Source organism: Streptomyces sp. NBC_01474, from assembly GCF_035918215.1.
In the GTDB taxonomy this organism is placed as follows: domain Bacteria; phylum Actinomycetota; class Actinomycetes; order Streptomycetales; family Streptomycetaceae; genus Streptomyces; species Streptomyces aureus.
The window spans coordinates 4,766,910-4,783,714 of sequence record NZ_CP109449.1; the positions used below are offsets into that span (position 1 = coordinate 4,766,910).

Consider the following 16,805-nt stretch of genomic DNA (forward strand, 5'->3'; position numbering starts at 1 on the left):
AGCAGGAATCGCTCACGGGCCGGTCGGCGTAGGCACACCCTCTACAGTCGCTTTGTGCTTCTTGGAATGCTTTGCGCGCTCGGGGCGGCGGCCTGTTTCGGTACGGCTTCCGTGTTGCAGGCGATGGCCGCGCGGGCCGCGGAGCCGGGGTCGGGGTCCGGTGTCGACGCCGCGCTGTTGCTGCGGGCGCTGCAGCAGTGGCGTTATGTCGCCGGGCTGGGGCTCGACCTGCTCGGGTTCGTGTTGCAGGTCGTGGCGCTGCGATCCATTCCGATCTACGCCGTCGGGGCCGCGCTCGCCGCGAGCCTGGCGGTGACGGCGGTGGTCTCCACGCGGCTGCTGGACGTACGGCTGAGCGGCGTCGAGTGGGGCGCTGTCGGGGTGGTGGTGGCGGGGCTCGCGATGTTGGGGCTGGCGTCGGGGGCGGAGGGAGCGCAGGCCGGCTCGGACGCGCTGCGGTACGCGATGCTGGGGACGGCGCTCGGGGTGCTGTTGATCGGGGCGGTGGCCGGGCGGCTGCCGGGGCGGGGCCGGGCGCTCGCGCTGGGGCTCGGCTCGGGTTTCGGGTTCGGGGTGGTGGAGGTGTCGGTACGGCTCATCGACGACGTGTCGCCCGGCGCGCTGCTGAGCAATCCGGCGACGTATGCACTGCTGCTCGGTGGGGGTGCGGCGTTTCTGCTGCTGACCTCGGCGTTGCAGAAGGGGTCGGTGACTACGGCCACTGCGGGGATGGTCGTGGGCGAGACGGTGGGGCCGGCGCTGGTCGGGGTGATCTGGCTCGGGGACCGCACGCGCGAGGGGCTGGGCTGGCTGGCGGCTCTCGGCTTCGTGGTGGCCGTGGCGGGGGCGTTGGCGCTGGCGCGCTTCGGGGAGGCGCCGGTGGAGGACGCGTCCACACCGGCCCGGGTCTGACCCGAACCCGGGCCGACCCGACCCGAGACGCCTGCCGCCCGATGCCGGTCCCCTACGGCAGCGCCCGGCACAAGGCCTCCAGCGCGCTGGTCCAGGCGTGATCCGGTGGGGTTCCGTAGCCGACCACCAGGGCGTCCAGCGGTGGTTCGGTGGTGGCTTCGTCATGGCGGAAGCTGGAGAGGCCGGAGACTCCCAGGCGCTGCCAGGCGGCGGCGCGGACCACGGACTGTTCGGTGCCGGGCGGGAGTTGGAGGACGGCGTGCAGGCCGGCGGCGATCCCGGTGGCGCGCACGTCGGGGGCGCGTTCGGCAACGGCGGCGACCAGCTGATCGCGGCGCCGGCGGTAGCGCAGGCGGGCGCCGCGGACATGGCGGTCGTAGGCGCCCGAGTCGATGAACTCCGCGAGGGTCAGCTGGTCGAGGACGCCGCACGACCAGTCGGCGACGCCCTTCGCCTCGATCACCTCCCCGATGACGGAGGGCGGCAGCACCAGCCAGCCGAGGCGCAGGCCGGGTGCGAGCGATTTGCTGGCCGTGCCGAAGTAGACGACGCGGTCGGGGTCGAGTCCCTGGAGGGCGCCGACGGGCTGGCGGTCGTAGCGGAACTCGCCGTCGTAGTCGTCCTCCAGGATCAGTCCGCCGGTGCGGCGGGCCCAGTCGACGACGGCGGCGCGGCGGTCGGGGTGCAGGGCCCCGCCCATCGGGAACTGGTGGGCGGGGGTCAGGAGGGCGGCGCCCACAGCCGGTTCGCCGGTCGCCAATTCGTCGGTGCGGGTGCCGAGTTGATCGAGGGGAAGGGGGTGGGTGCGCAGGCCCGACCGTGTCAGGACGTCCCAGTGGACGTCGAGCCCGTACGTCTCCACGGCGACGTCGCGCACGCCCCTGTTGCGCAGCACCTCGCCGAGCAGAATCAGGCCGTGGACGAAGCCGGAGCAGATGACGATGCGGTCCGGGTCTGCGTGGACACCTCGGGCGCGGGCGAGGTAGCCGGCGAGTGCGGTGCGCAGTTCGACGCGACCGCGGGCATCGCCGTAGCCGAGGGCGTCGTTCGGGGCGGCGTTGAGGGCACGGCGTGAGGCCTTGAGCCATTCGGCGCGTGGGAACGAGGAGAGGTCGGGGGTGCCGGGGTGCAGGTCGTGGCGGAGGCCGGCCGGGGCGCGCCGCCCGCGGGTCGAGGCCGGCCGGGGTGCCTCGACCGGCCGCTCCGCGACGCGCGTCCCCGAGCCCTGGCGCGCGGTGAGCCAGCCCTCGGCGACGAGGTCTGCGTAGGCGTCGGCGACCGTGTTGCGGGCGATGCCCAGATCGGCGGCGAGTGTGCGGGATGAGGGGAGGCGTACGCCAGGGGCGAGACGTCCGCCGCGTACGGCGTCACGGAGCGCGTCGGTGAGGCCTTTGCGCAGGCCGGAGCCGGTCGGCTCGACGTGCAGATCGATACCGAGTGCCTGTCCGGAGGGCGAAGTGGCCCAGGGTTTCACCATGGAAATGGACCATACCTGTGGGCTACTCCGCTCGTAGGGTCGATGTCATGACGACGAACGAGAACACCACCGACAGCACCGGCCGGACCACCAAGGAGTACGTCCACGAGCATGCGCCCCGGCTGGCCTGGGCCAAGCACGCTCCGGAGGTCTACAAGGCCATGATCAGGCTCGACGCGGAGGCCCGTAAGGGCGTCGATCCGGTGACGCTGGAGCTGGTCAAGATCCGCGCTTCGCAGCTCAACCACTGCGCGTTCTGCCTCGACATGCACTCCAAGGACGCGCTCGCCGCGGGCGAGAGCGTGGAGCGGATCATCCAGCTCGGCGCGTGGGAGGAGTCGCAGCACTTCTACACGCCCAGGGAGATCGCGGCGATCGAGCTGACCGAGGCGATCACCGTGCTCACGGACGGGTTCGTGCCGGACGAGACGTACGAGAAGGCGGCGAAGCTGTACGATGAGAAGGAGCTGACGCAGCTGATCGCCGCGATCACGGTGATCAACGCGTGGAACCGGTTCGGTGTGTCGACGCGGATGGTCCCCGGCCACTACACCGCGGGCGACTTCAAGTGACAGCCCGTACGACGCACCTGGACGCCGGTGTGCGCGACGCGATGATCGCGCTCGGCGCCGCCGCGAAGAAGGGGCTCGGCGACCCGGTTCTCGCCGAGCTGGTGATGATCCGGGCGTCGCAGATCAACGAGTGCGCGTTCTGCCTGGACATGCACGTGGGCCTCGCCGTCGAGAAGAACGGTGAGAGTGCCGTCGGGGTATCCCCTGCTCGAGCGAAGTCGAGGGCTTGGGAAAGGATCGCGCTGCTCAACGCGTGGGCAGAGGTCCCCGAGCAGTTCACCGAGCGCGAGCGGGCCGCGCTCGCACTCACCGAGGCCGTCACGGTCCTCACCGACGGCTTCGTGCCGGACGAGACGTACGAGGCGGCGGCCAAGCACTTCGGTGAGGACGAGCTCGCCCATCTCCTCGGCGTGATCACCGTCATCAACAGTTGGAACCGGCTCATGGTGAGCCGCCGGATCGCGCCGGGCGGACCGCAGTGGTGACGTGCCGGGTGCCCCCGTCAGGAAAGGCGCCCGGCACGCGCGCGGGGAGGAGCCGTACGGCTACTTCGGCAGCCAGGACCGCCACGTCGACTCGTGTTCGTCGATCCACTTCTTCGCCGCCTCGTCCGGCGACAGCTTCTGGTCGGCGATGAGCAGGGAGACCTCGTTCTGGTCCTCGGTGGTCCAATTGAAGTTCTTCAGGAAGGCCGCCGCCTTGCCGCCGTTCTTCGAGAAGTCCGCGTTGAGGTACTTCTGGAGCGGCGTCTTCGGATAGGCGCAGGCCACCTTCTTCGGGTCGGCGTCGCAGCCGTCCTTGTAGGCCGGCAGCTTCACCTCCGTCATCGGCACCTTCTTGAACAGCCACTGCGGCTGGTACCAGTACGTCAGGAACGGCTTCTTGGCCTTGGCGAACTGCCTGATCTGGGTGATCTGAGCCGCCTCGGAACCGGAGAACACGACCTGGTACTTCAGCTTCAGGTTGTCGACCAGCGCCTTGTCGTTGGTGACGTACGACGGGGAGCCGTCGAGGAGCTGGCCCTTGCCGCCGCTCTCCGCGGTCCGCAGCTGGGACGCGTACTTGTTGAGGTTCTTCCAGTCGGTGACGTCCGGATGCTGCTTGGCGAAGTACGTGGGGACGAACCAGCCGATGTGTCCGGTGACGCCGAGGTCGCCGCCGTTCACGATCGTCTTCTTGTCCTTGACGTACCGCTGCTCCTGGTCGGGGTGGCCCCAGTCCTCCATGATCGCGTCGACGCGGCCCTGGCTGAGCGCGTCCCACGCGGGGACCTCGTCGACCTGGACGGTGTCGACGCGGTAGCCGAGCTCGTGCTTGAGCAGGTACTCGGCCACGGCGATGTTGGCCTGCGCGCCGACCCAGGACTGCACGGACAGGGTCACCGTCTTCGCGCCCTGCGCGTTGGCGTACGGAGAGGACTGCTTGGTCATGTCGGCGGCGCCACAACCGGTCGCCACCAACAGGGTGCCCGCGGCCGCGAGCCCCATGGTCATCCTGCGCGCCCGCACGGGGCGCAACGTGGTCATCCTGCGTGCCCGCACCGGGCGGAAAGATCGAAGTGCTCGCATCGCGATCACGCTCCCTTCTTCGCGCGGCGTTCGGTCGGCTGGGTGACCCGGTCGAGCATGAGACCGAGGCACACGATCGCCGCGCCGCCGACGAGCCCGGTCGCCAGGTCGCCCTGCGCGAGGCCGAACACGACCTCGTAGCCGAGCGCGCCACCGCCCACCAGACCGCCGATGATCACGACGGCGAGAACGAGGACGACACCCTGGTTCACGGCCAGGAGCAGCGCGGGCCGGGCCAGCGGCAGCTGGACCTGGCGCAGTTGCTGCCCGCTCGTCGCGCCCATCGACCGGGCCGACTCCATGGCGGCCCCGTCGACCTCGCGGAGTCCCTGCGTGGTGATGCGGATGACGGCCGGCAGCGCGTAGACGACGGCGGCGGCGACCGCGGGGGCACGGCCGACGCCGAACAGTGCGACCACCGGGATCAGATAGACGAACTGCGGCATCGTCTGGAAGACGTCGAGCACCGGCCTGAGCAGGCGTTCGAGCCGCCCGCTGCGCGCCGCCGCGATCCCGACCGCGAAGCCGACGACGAGCGTCACGGCGACGGCCGCGAGTACCTGCGACAGCGTGTCGAGCGACGGCTTCCACACACCGAGGACACCGATCGCGGCCATGGCGAGCACGGCCGTCACGGCGGTGCGCCAGGTGCCGATCAGCCAGGCCAGCGCGGCGACGATGAGGAGCACGGACCACCAGGGCAGCCACTGCAGCCCGTCGCGCAGCGGGTCGAGGACCCAGGTGGTGAAGTGCCCGGCCCAGTCGGCGGTTCCGCCGATGTAGGGGACACCGGAGTAGAGGTGGTCGGTCATCCAGTCGACGGCGTTGTTGACCGGGTCCGCGATGTTCACGGTCCAGGTGTCGGGCCAGTCGATCCGGTCCGCGAGACGGGCCGCGAGGGCGGCGACCACCGTGAGAACCGCGGCGACGCCCCAGCCGTACGCGCCGTGCAGGCGACGGCCGTCGGGTTCGGCGGCGCCGAGCCGCTCCCCCGCCGCGGCCGTCGTACGGTCCAGGATCACGGCGAGCAGCACGATCGGGATGCCGGCCGCGAGGGCCGCGCCGACGTCCACGGAGGCCAGTGCCTGGTACACGCGGTCGCCGAGGCCGCCCGCGCCGATCACCGACGCGATGACGGCCATCGAGAGCGCCATCATGATCGTCTGGTTGAGCCCGAGGAGGAGTTGCTTGCGGGCGAGCGGGAGCCGGGCCGTCAGGAGCCGCTGACGCGCGGTCGCGCCGAGCGAGGCGACGGCCTCCATCACGCCGCCGTCGGCGCCTCGCAGGCCGAGCGCCGTCAGACGGGCCATCGGCGGGGCGGCGTAGACGACGGTCGCGAGGACGGCCGCGGGCACGCCGATGCCGAACACCAGGACGACCGGCAGCAGATACGCGTACGCGGGAAAGACCTGCATCGTGTCGAGGACGGGGCGCAGCGCCCGGTACGTGCGGTCGGAGAGTCCGGCCGCGAGTCCCAGAAGCATGCCGAGCACGACCGAGGCGAGGACCGCGACGATCATCAGCGCGAGGGTCTGCATGGTCGGCACCCACATGCCGAACCAGCCGCACACGAGGATCGCGACGACGGCGGACGCCGCGAGCTTCAGGCCCGCGACCCGCCAGGCGATGAGTCCGGCCGCGGCGGTGACGCCGGCCCAGCCGGCCGCGAGGAGCACCAGGTAGACGCCGCGCACGCTCACGACGACGGCGTTGCTGATGTGGCCGAAGAAGTAGAGGAACAGCGGGTGGCTGTCCCGGTTGTCGATGATCCAGTCACTGGTCTTCCCCAGCGGTCCGGTCAGATCGACGGTGAGCGCGTGCGGCCAACTGCCGCTCGCCCACCTGGCGTTCACGATCGGTACGAGTACGGCCGCGACGACGGCGAGCAGCAGGAGCTTGCCGAGGACGCGGTTGCGCAGGAGCGCGCCGAAGCGCGGGGTGTCCGCCGCGGGGGCGGTGGCGGTACTGGCGGCAGCCATCAGGCGACCTCCTCGCCCGGCGGGGTGACGGGCGCGGGCGCATCGGCGCCGGCGCCTGCCACAGCCGAACCCGAGCCCGAACCGGAAGCGTCAGTCGCAGCCGAATCGGAACCCGAACCGGAAGCGTCAGTCCCGGCCTCGTCCGCCTCGCCGGAGAACCCCTCCATCGCGGACCCGTCCGTCCCCGCCACCACACCCAGCAGCCGCGCATGGTCCACGACGCCCAGGCAGCGCCCCTCGTCCATGACCCGCACCGCGAACCCGGTCCTGGCGACCGCCTCGATCGCCTCCGACACGGTCGCGCCGGGCGCGATGGTCGGGCCGCGGCCCTCCTCTTCGGCGTCGGCGGGCCGCATCGCGCGGCGGACTGTCATGACCTGCTCGCGCGGCACGTCCCGGACGAACTCGCGTACGTAGTCGTCGGCGGGCGAGCCCACGATCTCCTCGGGCGTGCCCAGCTGCACGATCCGGCCGTCACGCATCAGCGCGATCCGGTCGCCGAGCCGCAGCGCCTCGCTGAGGTCGTGCGTGATGAAGACCATGGTCCGGCCCTCCTCGCGGTGGAGCCGGATGACCTCCTCCTGCATGTCGCGGCGGATCAGCGGGTCGAGGGCGCTGAACGGCTCGTCGAACAGCAGCACCTCGGGATCGACCGCGAGGGCGCGCGCGAGCCCGACACGCTGCTGCTGACCGCCGGACAGCTGCCCGGGGCGCCGCTGCTCAAGGCCGTCGAGGCCGACCTTCGCGACGACCTCCGCCGCCTTGGCGCGCCGCTCGGCGCGGCCCACGCCCTGGATCTCCAGGCCGTACGCGACGTTGTCGAGCACGGTGCGGTGCGGAAGGAGCCCGAAGTGCTGGAAGACCATGGCGGCGCGGTGCCGGCGCAGTTCGCGCAGGCGCCCCTTGTCCATGCCGAGGACGTCCTCGCCGTCGATGGATATGCCGCCGGAGGTCGGCTCGATGAGCCGGGTCAGGCAGCGTACGAGGGTGGACTTGCCGGAGCCGGAAAGGCCCATGACGACGAAGACCTCGCCCCTGCGCACGTCGAAGCTGACGTCGCGGACCGCGGCGGTGCACCCGGTGCGGGCGCGCAGTTCGGCGGCGCTCAGGGCGGCCAGCTCCGCGTCACCCGGCACCCGGTCGGCCTTCGGCCCGAAGACCTTCCACAGGTTGTTCACGGAGAACACCGGCGATCCCGCCTGCGCGTCCGTCACCTCAGCGTTCGCCATCGTGTTCGTACTCATCACGCATCACCACCCAGCAGCTCGGCACACTTCTCCCCGACCATGAGCACCCCGATCATCGGGTTCACCGCCGGCATCGTCGGGAAGACCGACGCGTCGGCAATGCGGATCGCTTCCAGGCCCCGGATCCTCAACTCTGGGTCCACAACGGCGAGTTCATCATTCTTCGCACCCATGCGACAGGTCCCGGCGGGGTGGTAGACGGTGTGCGCGACCTTGCGCGCGTACTCGCCGAGTTCCTCGTCGCCCACGACGTCGGGCCCGGGGCACACCTCACGCTTGAGCCAGCCGGCGAGCGGCTCGGTCTTCGCGATCTCCCGCGCGATCCTGATGCCGTCGACCAGCGTGCGGCCGTCGTGGTCGTCCTCGTCCGTGAAGTAACGGAAGTCGAGGGCGGGCTTCTCCTCCGGGTCCGCGCTGGTCAGGTAGAGGCGGCCGCGGCTGCGCGGCTTGGGGATGTTCGGCGTCATCGACACCCCGTGCTCCGGCCTGACGTAGCCGAGGCGCTCCGGGTTGTCGGTGAACGGGATCTGGTAGAAGTGGAACATCAGGTCCGGCCCGCTCGCCTCCGGATCACGCTGCACGAAGAGGCCCGCGTCGCTGTCCATCGCGGAGTTGTCGGGGATCGGCCCGTCCGTCTCCCACACGATCACGGACTCGGGGTGGTCGAGCAGGTTCTCGCCGACGCCCGGCAGATCGTGCAGGACCGGAATCCCGAGCTTCTCCAGGTCGGCCTTCGGCCCGATGCCGGAGTGCATGAGCAGCCGTGGCGTGTCGACGGCGCCGGCGCACACGACGACCTCGCGCCGCGCCTCGACGAGCAGTTCCTCGCCGTCCTTCGTCCGTACGTGGACGCCCCGCGCCCGCGTGCCGTCCATCTCCAGCCGGTACGCCCAGGTCTCCAGGAGGAGAGTCAGGTTGGGCCGGTCACCGGCCTCCATGTGCGGGTGCAGATAGGCGACGGAGGCGCTGGAGCGCTTGTTGTTCTCCGGGTGGTACGCGAGGTCGAAGAAGCCGACGCCGTCCTTGAACGGCGCCTTGTTGAAGCCGTCCACGCGCGGCACGCCCGTGGCGGTCTGCGCGGCGTCGACGAAGTCGCGGGCGATCGCGTTCCGGTCCTTCTCGTCGACCGCCACGATGTTGTTGCGCAGCTTGCCGAAGTACGGGTCCATCGCCTTGTGGTCCCAGCCCTCGGCACCGGCCGCGGCCCACTCGTCCCAGTCGCCGGGCAGCGGCTTGAACGAGATGAGCGTGTTGTGCGACGAGCAGCCACCGAGCACCTTGGCGCGGCTGTGCAGGATGTGCGAGTTGCCCCGCGGCTGCTCGGTGGTGGTGTAGCCGTAGTCGAGGTCGCCCCCGAGGAGGCCGAGCCAGCGGCGCAGGGTCAGGACGTCGTCGCGGTCGATGTCGCTCGGGCCGCCCTCGATGACGGCGACGGTGACGTCGGGGTTCTGGGTGAGGCGGGACGCTATGACGGATCCGGCGGTGCCGCCGCCGACGACGACGTAGTCGTAGGTGTTCACGGACTTCTCAGGCATGCGTCAACTCCAAGGTTCTGCGCGTAATGGGCAGTGCGAAGTGCGGTCGGCCGGCCCAGCGCGAAAGAAACGGGTGGTCAGCCCGGTGCGAAGGGTGGGTGGTCAGCCCGCGAACCAGCGCACGGGCTTCGGCGCCAGGTTCTGGTAGACGTGCTTGGTCTCGCGGTACTCGGCGAGCCCGGCCGGACCCAGCTCGCGGCCGATGCCGCTCTTGCCGAAGCCGCCCCACTCCGCCTGCGGGAGGTAGGGGTGGAAGTCGTTGATCCAGACGGTGCCGTGGCGAAGGCGTCCGGCGACGCGCCGCGCGCGGCCCGCGTCGGCGGTCCAGACGGCTCCGGCGAGCCCGTACTCGGTGTCGTTGGCGAGCGCGACGGCCTCGTCCTCGGTGCGGAACGTCTCGACCGTCAGGACGGGCCCGAAGACCTCCTCGCGGACGACGCGCATCTCGCGGTGGCACTGGTCGAGGACGGTCGGCTCGTAGAAGTACCCGTCGGCGGGCCGTACTTCGCTGGGCTCGGGCCGCTTGCCGCCGCTGCGCAGCACGGCGCCCTCGGCGAGGGCCGACGCCACGTACGACTCGGTCTTGTCGCGCTGCTGCGCGGAGACGAGGGGGCCGCACTCGACGCCGTCCTCGGTGCCGCGGCCGAGCCTGATCCGCTCGGCGCGACGGGCGAGTTCGGCGACGAAGCGCTCGCGCACGGACTCCTCGACGATGAGCCGGGCGCCGGCGGAGCAGACCTGTCCGCTGTGGATGAAGGCGGCGTTCAGCGCCTGGTCGACGGCGGTGTCGAAGCCTTCCTCGGTCTCGCAGGAGTCGGCGAAGACGACGTTCGGGTTCTTGCCGCCCAGTTCGAGGGCGATCTTCTTCACGTCGGCGGCCGCGGCCTGCGCGACCTTCGTGCCGCTGATCAGGCCGCCGGTGAAGGAGACGAGGTCTACGTCCGGGTGCTCGGCGAGCCGGGCGCCCACGGTGTGGCCGGGGCCGGTCACGATGTTGGCGACGCCCGCGGGAAGACCGGCCTCCGCCAGGAGCTCGATGAGGACCACGGTGGTCAGCGGCGTGATCTCGCTCGGCTTGATGACGAAGGTGTTTCCGGCGGCGAGGGCCGGGGCGACCTTCCAACTGGCCTGGAGGAGCGGATAGTTCCACGGCGTGATCAGGGAGCAGACGCCGACGGGCTCGTGCACGACGACACTGTGGATCTCGTCGGACCCGGCGTCGACGACACGTCCGCCGCCCTCTCCGACGACCAGATCGGCGAAGTACCGGAAGGCGTCGGCGACACAGTCGACGTCGACGCGCCCTTCCTCGACGGTCTTGCCCGCGTCGCGGCTCTCGAGCAGGCCGATCTTCTCCCGGTCGCGTACGAGGAGATCGGCGACGCGGCGCAGCAGAGCGGCGCGCTCGGCGACGGGCGTCGCCGGCCACGTTCCTTCGTCGAAGGCGCGGCGGGCGGCGGCGACCGCGGCGTCCGCGTCCTGTGTGCCGCCCTCGGCGATCAGTGCGAACGGCTGGGCATCCGCCGGGTCGAGGATCTCGCGCGTGGCCCCGGAGGCGGCGCTGCGCCACTCTCCGTCCACGAAAATGCTCTGGTTTTCAGACACGTCCCGTTTTGCCTTCCGTTCCCGAACAGTCCCCCTTGAACATCGCGGAACTCCCTTTTCACGAAGAGCCCGCGACGTCGGAAGCCCCTGCCCTGGGGATCGGAAAGCATGCACAACCCGTGGCCGAAAGTGGTCTGCGTCACCGCATACATGGCCAATAAGTCCGAAAAGTCACCACTGGCGCGGCTACTCGGGGTACATGCCCTGTACAAACATGCCTCGTACAGGCATGACCCGTACGGACACGCCGGGCACAAGAAGCCCGGTACGGACACGCCCGGTACAAACACCGCGCCCCCGCCCCTCCGGATCGACCGGACGGACGGGGGCGCGGGTAAGGCCGCGTGCAGGTGACTACGGGTACCTGCGGGACGCGTGGATCAGATGAGGCCGAGCTCGCGGACCGCGGCGCGCTCCTCCTCGAGCTCCTTCACCGACGCGTCGATGCGGGCGCGGGAGAACTCGTTGATGTCCAGGCCCTGGACGATCTCGTACTTGCCGTCCTTGGTGGTGACGGGGAAGGAGGAGATCAGGCCCTCCGGGACGCCGTAGGAGCCGTCCGACGGGATACCCATGGAGGTCCAGTCGCCCTCGGCGGTGCCGTTGACCCACGTGTGGACGTGGTCGATCGCGGCGTTCGCGGCCGAGGCGGCCGAGGACGCGCCACGGGCCTCGATGATCGCGGCGCCGCGCTTGGCGACGGTCGGGATGAAGTTGTCGGCCAGCCACTGCTCGTCGCCGCCGATGGCCTCGATGGCCGGCTTGCCCGCGACGGACGCCTGGAAGATGTCCGGGTACTGGGTGGCGGAGTGGTTGCCCCAGATGGTGAGGCGCTTGATGTCCGCGACCGTCGTGCCGGTCTTCTTCGCGAGCTGCGTGAGCGCGCGGTTGTGGTCCAGACGCGTCATGGCCGTGAAGCGGTCGGCCGGTACGTCCGGGGCGGCGGCCTGCGCGATGAGCGCGTTCGTGTTGGCCGGGTTGCCGACGACGAGGACCTTGATGTCGTCCGCGGCGTTGTCGTTGATCGCCTTGCCCTGCGGCTTGAAGATGCCGCCGTTGGCGGAGAGCAGGTCGCCGCGCTCCATGCCCTTGGTGCGGGGGCGGGCGCCGACGAGGAGGGCGACGTTGGCGCCGTCGAACGCGACGTTCGGGTCGTCCGAGATCTCGATGTTCTGCAGCAGCGGGAAGGCGCAGTCGTCGAGTTCCATGGCGGTGCCCTCGGCGGCCTTGAGCGCCGGGGTGATCTCCAGGAGGCGCAGGTTGACCGGCACGTCCGCGCCGAGCAGCTGGCCGGAGGCGATGCGGAAGAGCAGTGCGTAGCCGATCTGGCCGGCTGCGCCGGTGACGGTGACGTTCACGGGAGTGCGGGTCATGGCGTTCTCCGTATGACAGCAGGGCTTTTTTTGATCGATCTCTCGGCATCAAGAGATCCGCCGTCAGGCTATCGCGCCCCGGACCCCCCGCACCTCCGGGTGCATGTGGCCCGCCCCACAGACCACCCACTCCACGCAGCGGGAGGCGACGCGACGGGAGAGGCGTCGCGACGCGAGAGGTGACGCAACGGCAGGCGGCCGCCTGCTCGGGAGAGGTGGGCAGACGGCCGCCTGTGGGGGTGCCACTCGGTGACTACTCCCGTGGGGGTACTGCTCCGCCTGCCCCGGACCGGGGCAGGCATGCCCCCCATGTCGCATGGAATTTCGCGACGCCTCCGCCGTTACTGCGTGCACCCCTTCTGGCCGGCCTTCAGCGTCGCGCAGGCCTTCGCCTCGCTCGCCTTCGTGACGGCCACCATCGGGGTGTACGCGTCGAGGTCCGCGTTGACCGTGCCCTTCTGCACACCGGTGGTGCCGGCCTGCTGGATCCGGACCTCGTCGCCCGGCACCGCCTGCGTGATGCGCGCCCACGCGGCCCCGCACGTCTTGCTGTAGCGGACCTCGACCTTGGCCTGGCCGACGAGCACGGAGTCCGTGGTCCGCGCGAACTCGCCTCCGCAGCCCATCGCCTCGGGGTCCTTGCCGGTGCAGTCCTTGCCGCTGCACTGAACTCCCGCGGGCAGCTCAGGGGCGCTGCTGGTCGGCGTCGCCTCCGGCTTCGCGTCGTCGTCCTTCTCACCCTTGCCCGCGTCCGTGAGGTACACAGCCGCGGCGACGACGACGAGCGCGCCCACGACGCCCGCGAGGAACATCGTCAGCCGGCGCCTGCGCCGCTGCCGGTCCGGCGAACCGCCGCCGGTCCCTGGCTGCCCATCCGGTCCGCGGCCTCCGCCGCCCGCGTAGGCCCCCGCCCCGTCCGCGTACGGCACGCCTCCCCCGGCGCGCTCTCCCGGGCGGAGCCCCTGCTCCCTCTCGCTCCCGTACGGCAGCGAGTCCGCCAGGGGAGCCTGCCCCTGTGGCGGCACGGTCGGTGCGACGCCCGCGGGCCCCGCGACGCCGGTCGCGCCGCCGCCGCCGGACGGCCTGGCCGCCGTCCTGCCGCCGCCGCCCGCGCTGCCATTCTTGCCGGTCTTCGTGGCCGTAGGTCCGAACTCCCCCAGCGCTGCGCGCGCCTGGGAGATCCGTATCGCCTCCATCGTCATGTCGTGACGCATCTCGGAGCGGCTCCAGGCGCGCTCCGCGAGCTCCCACATGGTGGTCAGATGGATCGGATTGGTGCCCGTCACCTCGGCCAGGGTCACAATCGCGCGCTTGGGCGCGAGCAGCCGGCCGTTCAGATACCGCTCCCAGGACGTCTTGCTGTACCCGGTACGGTCCGCGACCGCGGCGATGCTCAGTCCGCTGCGGTCGACGAGCCTGCGGAGCTGGCTTGCGAACTCCCTGACCTGCGGGTCGAGTTCATCCGGTAGCGCCCTCCAACGAGGCATTGCTTCCCCCTATTCCCCCCGTACGTGCCCTGATCCCCCGCGCCGCGCCGCACCCCTCGCGCCGGCCCCGGCCGGCGTTGGCCTCGCCGGCGTTGGCCTCGCCGGCCCACTCTGGCTACCCAGTGGGATGCGCGAAGCCAGGATGTCAGTTCCGGGGGCGGGGGCGCACGGGGGCATTCGACGGCGTTCGGCCCACCGGCGTGCACCGTTGCACGACCGGAGGCCCGCGGTCCAGTGTCCCACCGGGTCCCCCGCCCCCGCACGGAACCTCGAACACCCCAGCTCAGCGCCTAGGTCGCCCCGGACCGTCCCGATTGCCCACGTTAACCCCGCTGTTGAGGCAACAGCGGGTAAATCCGCGAACTTGTCGATACATCAACACAATTCGGCACAGGAGGAATGGGCCATTACGGGAAGCGTCCGGCGGACCGATCGTTGCCGTCCTCGCACACCGTGGCGGAATGGTCACTTCCGTGCCACAGCGGCCCGCTCAACCTTGAAGGACACCTGACGCGTCCATGACTCTGATGACCACGGCGAGGAGATCTCCACGGCGAGGGTGAGGCCCACGTGGACGACCCGGCCCCCAAAGACCGGCGGCGCCCGTCCTCCCTCGGGGGAGAGGACGGGCGCCGCCTTTGTGCGTGCGCTGCCGGCGTCAGCTGATCGTGAAGTGCAGCGTGTCGTTCAGGAACGGGATGACGAGCCAGGGATTCGGTTGCACCATCAGCGCGAGCAGCACGATGACGACGCCCAGGAACCCGTACGTCACCATGTCGGTGAAACGGGAGCGCACCGCGAGCATGCCCACGGACGGGAGCGTCCAGCGCAGCACCGCACCGCCGATCAGGGCGACGCCGATCAGCAGCGTCCCGACGCGGAACACGTCGAACGCGGTGAGCAGCAGCCCGACGCCCACCAGCGATATCACCGCGAGGATCGGCCACTGCCGAGCCGGGGCCGGGGCGTCGCCCGGCGCCGCGCGGCCACCGCCCTCGGGGCGCGCGGTGTCCCTGGTGAAGAGCGGGAACCGGCGCGAGGCACGCCCCGGCTCCCCATCGGCGCCCGGGGCCGACACCGCACCCTCGGCGCCTTCCGGGGTGCCGGTGCCGGCGTCAGCCGACACCGTTCGCGTTCCGTTCGGCGGCCTCGACGACGTTCACGAGGAGCTGGGCACGGGTCATGGGGCCGACGCCGCCCGGGTTCGGGGAGATCCACCCGGCGACCTCGGTGACGCCCGGGTGGACATCGCCGACGATCTTGCCGTTCTCGTCGCGCGAGACGCCGACGTCGAGCACGGCGGCGCCCGGCTTGATGTCCTCGGGCTTGATCAGGTGCGGGACGCCCGCGGCGGCGACGACGATGTCGGCGCGCTTGAGGTGGGCGGCCAGGTCACGGGTGCCGGTGTGGCACTGGGTGACGGTCGCGTTCTCGGACTTGCGGGTGAGCAGCAGCGGCATCGGGCGGCCGATGGTGACGCCGCGGCCGACGACCACGACCTCCGCACCGTTGATCTCCACGCCGTGCTCGCGCAGCAGCGTGATGATGCCGAAGGGGGTGCAGGGCAGCGGCGCCGGCTCGTTCAGGACGAGGCGGCCGAGGTTCATCGGGTGCAGGCCGTCCGCGTCCTTGGCCGGGTCCATCAGCTCCAGGATGCGGTTCTCGTCGATGCCCTTGGGCAGCGGGAGCTGGACGATGTAGCCGGTGCAGGCGGGGTCCTCGTTGAGCTCGCGGACGACCGCCTCGATCTCCTCCTGCGTGGCGGTGGCCGGCAGGTGGCGCTGGATGGAGGCGATGCCGACCTGGGCGCAGTCGCGGTGCTTGCCCGCGACGTACTTCTGGCTGCCCGGGTCCTCACCGACCAGGACGGTGCCGAGGCCGGGCGTGACGCCCTTCTCCCTCAGGGCCGCCACACGGGCGGACAGATCGGACTTGATCGTGGCTGCGGTGGCCTTGCCATCGAGAATCTGGGCGGTCATGCCCCCATCTTCGCGGATGGGACCGCCCCGGTTCCAATCCGGGCGTCCCAGCTTGATCACCGTTGTTGCACTTCCACAACGCATACGGAATGCGGCTGGACAAATAAGCGTCACCTAAAGAACCATGAGCGGCAACAGTGCCGCGGGCAGTACCGGGGGGACGACCGCTCTGTAGACCTTTCCTCCACTTGGTGCCGCGCGTTGTCCCCGCACTAAGGCAACGGAGGAAAAAGCCATGAGTTTCGGCGACCCGAACAACCCCTACGGTCCGCCGCAGGGTCAGCAGCCCGGCTACCCGCCGCAGGCGCCCCAGGGCCAGCCCGGCTACGGCTACCCGCAGGGCCAGCCCCCGCAGCAGCCCCAGCAGCCCGGCTACGGCTACCCGCAGGGCCAGCCCGCGTACCCCGGCGGCAATGTGATGCCCATGACGATGCCGGGCCTGATGACCACGGCTCGCGTCCTCATCTACATCATGTCCGGCCTGCAGATCATCGCTGCAATCGCCGTGGGACTCCTTGTCGGTGCCGCACAGGACGTGTCCAGCAGCGCGGGCGTCGGTGACAAGACCAGCGGCCTCGCAGGCCTCGGTTTCGTCTTCGTTGCCATCCTGATCATCCTCGCGGTGCTCGGCATCATTTTGGCCGTGAAGTTCAGCACGGGCGGCAGTGGCGTGCGTGTCACCACCATCGTGTACGCGTCGTTGATCATCCTCGGCGGCATCGTCAACATCGCGTCCGGCACAAGCAGCGGCGTGTTCAGCGCCCTCATCGCGCTGGCCATCGGCGGCATCATCATGGCCGCCATGGTGAACTCGCAGGCGTCGGCCTGGTTCAACCGCCCGCGCTACTGATCGAGTTCGCGGCGAACCAGGGTTTCCCATCCTTCACCCGTAAGGGCCGCTCTCTCCCGTCACAAGGGGAGCGCGGCCCTTCGCCGTACCCCTGCTCGGTCGGATCGTCCGGCGGGGGGACGGACCTTTTGTGCGGCATCGTCGTCGTGCCGCCGCCGACCGAACCACCGTGCAAAGACGCGCAGTTCAGACCGCGGGCCGTGCCTTCACAAGGGAAGGCA

The 16,805-nt window shown here is 70.7% G+C and carries 14 protein-coding genes; 4 read left to right on the forward strand and 10 right to left on the reverse strand.

What is annotated here, in order from left to right:
- The first annotated feature begins 66 nt into the window (after nucleotides 1–66).
- Entirely contained in the window at nucleotides 67–912 is an 846-nt protein-coding gene (locus OG758_RS21775; protein WP_326715994.1) for a hypothetical protein, read from the forward strand.
- Between the two features lie 52 nt (nucleotides 913–964).
- On the opposite strand, the gene pdxR is transcribed toward OG758_RS21775, so the two are convergent.
- Nucleotides 965–2,389, reverse strand: coding sequence for a MocR-like pyridoxine biosynthesis transcription factor PdxR (pdxR, locus tag OG758_RS21780; protein ID WP_326711540.1), 1,425 nt, complete (start codon nucleotides 2,387–2,389; stop codon nucleotides 965–967).
- Between the two features lie 47 nt (nucleotides 2,390–2,436).
- Between pdxR and OG758_RS21785 the strand changes: the two genes are divergently transcribed.
- Nucleotides 2,437–2,961, forward strand: coding sequence for a carboxymuconolactone decarboxylase family protein (locus OG758_RS21785; protein WP_326711541.1), 525 nt, complete (start codon nucleotides 2,437–2,439; stop codon nucleotides 2,959–2,961).
- Nucleotides 2,958–3,446, forward strand: coding sequence for a carboxymuconolactone decarboxylase family protein (locus OG758_RS21790; RefSeq protein ID WP_326711542.1), 489 nt, complete (start codon nucleotides 2,958–2,960; stop codon nucleotides 3,444–3,446). Before OG758_RS21785 ends, OG758_RS21790 begins: the two co-directional genes overlap by 4 nt.
- A 60-nt stretch (nucleotides 3,447–3,506) precedes the next feature.
- On the opposite strand, the gene OG758_RS21795 is transcribed toward OG758_RS21790, so the two are convergent.
- From OG758_RS21795 to OG758_RS21835, 9 genes are all read right to left on the reverse strand, one after another.
- On the reverse strand, nucleotides 3,507–4,448 hold the full coding sequence (locus OG758_RS21795; RefSeq protein WP_326715995.1) for an ABC transporter substrate-binding protein: 942 nt from the start codon (nucleotides 4,446–4,448) through the stop codon (nucleotides 3,507–3,509).
- A gap of 86 nt (nucleotides 4,449–4,534) precedes the next feature.
- Entirely contained in the window at nucleotides 4,535–6,508 is a 1,974-nt protein-coding gene (locus OG758_RS21800) for an ABC transporter permease (protein ID WP_326711543.1), read from the reverse strand.
- Nucleotides 6,508–7,752, reverse strand: coding sequence for a quaternary amine ABC transporter ATP-binding protein (locus tag OG758_RS21805; protein ID WP_326711544.1), 1,245 nt, complete (start codon nucleotides 7,750–7,752; stop codon nucleotides 6,508–6,510). The genes OG758_RS21800 and OG758_RS21805 overlap by 1 nt, the downstream gene beginning before the upstream one ends.
- Nucleotides 7,752–9,290, reverse strand: a complete 1,539-nt coding sequence (locus tag OG758_RS21810; protein ID WP_326711545.1) for a GMC family oxidoreductase — start codon at nucleotides 9,288–9,290, stop codon at nucleotides 7,752–7,754. Before OG758_RS21810 ends, OG758_RS21805 begins: the two co-directional genes overlap by 1 nt.
- A 102-nt stretch (nucleotides 9,291–9,392) precedes the next feature.
- Nucleotides 9,393–10,895, reverse strand: a complete 1,503-nt coding sequence (locus OG758_RS21815; RefSeq protein ID WP_326711546.1) for an aldehyde dehydrogenase family protein — start codon at nucleotides 10,893–10,895, stop codon at nucleotides 9,393–9,395.
- Between the two features lie 380 nt (nucleotides 10,896–11,275).
- Nucleotides 11,276–12,268, reverse strand: coding sequence for a malate dehydrogenase (locus tag OG758_RS21820; RefSeq protein ID WP_326711547.1), 993 nt, complete (start codon nucleotides 12,266–12,268; stop codon nucleotides 11,276–11,278).
- Nucleotides 12,269–12,609: 341 nt separating this feature from the next.
- Nucleotides 12,610–13,755 (reverse strand): XRE family transcriptional regulator, encoded by a 1,146-nt coding sequence (locus tag OG758_RS21825; protein WP_326711548.1) that lies wholly within the window; start codon nucleotides 13,753–13,755, stop codon nucleotides 12,610–12,612.
- 658 nt (nucleotides 13,756–14,413) lie between these two features.
- Complete coding sequence (locus OG758_RS21830) at nucleotides 14,414–14,833, reverse strand: DUF3017 domain-containing protein (RefSeq protein ID WP_326715996.1); 420 nt, start codon at nucleotides 14,831–14,833, stop codon at nucleotides 14,414–14,416.
- A gap of 37 nt (nucleotides 14,834–14,870) precedes the next feature.
- A complete protein-coding gene (locus tag OG758_RS21835) occupies nucleotides 14,871–15,734 on the reverse strand; it encodes a bifunctional methylenetetrahydrofolate dehydrogenase/methenyltetrahydrofolate cyclohydrolase (protein ID WP_100594794.1) in 864 nt (287 codons plus the stop codon).
- A gap of 235 nt (nucleotides 15,735–15,969) precedes the next feature.
- On the opposite strand from OG758_RS21835, the gene OG758_RS21840 reads away from it, so the two are divergent.
- On the forward strand, nucleotides 15,970–16,584 hold the full coding sequence (locus OG758_RS21840; protein ID WP_326711549.1) for a hypothetical protein: 615 nt from the start codon (nucleotides 15,970–15,972) through the stop codon (nucleotides 16,582–16,584).
- Nucleotides 16,585–16,805: the final 221 nt, after the last annotated feature.